At 57.3% G+C, this 267-nt stretch carries 1 protein-coding gene; it reads left to right on the forward strand.

Translation table 11 applies throughout. The annotated features are described in order from the left end of the window. Positions 1–51: 51 nt before the first annotated feature. Positions 52–267 (forward strand): NAD-dependent epimerase/dehydratase family protein (locus SB847_RS21235; protein WP_410578615.1); only part of this gene is annotated, 216 nt, incomplete at its 3' end.

Genomic DNA, 267 nt, shown 5'->3' on the forward strand with positions numbered 1-267 from the left:
CTGAGGGTGAAAACTGATGCGTTGCTGAATGAATGCTGGAATTCTCCAGTCATGAAGATTCTTGTGCTCGGGGGGACGGCGTGGCTCGGATACACGGTGGCAAAGACTGCTCTGACGTCGGGGTATGAGGTCACATGCCTTGCTAGAGGAGATGCCGTGCCTTCCGGAGTTCGGCTCGTTCGCGCCGATCGGGATGATGACACTGCTTTGACTGGAGTCGCGGCGGAACACTGGGACGCGGTTATCGATGTGGCAAGGCAGCCCATT

Source organism: Bacillus sp. SIMBA_026 (assembly GCF_046535335.1).
GTDB lineage: Bacteria > Bacillota > Bacilli > Bacillales > Bacillaceae > Bacillus > Bacillus velezensis.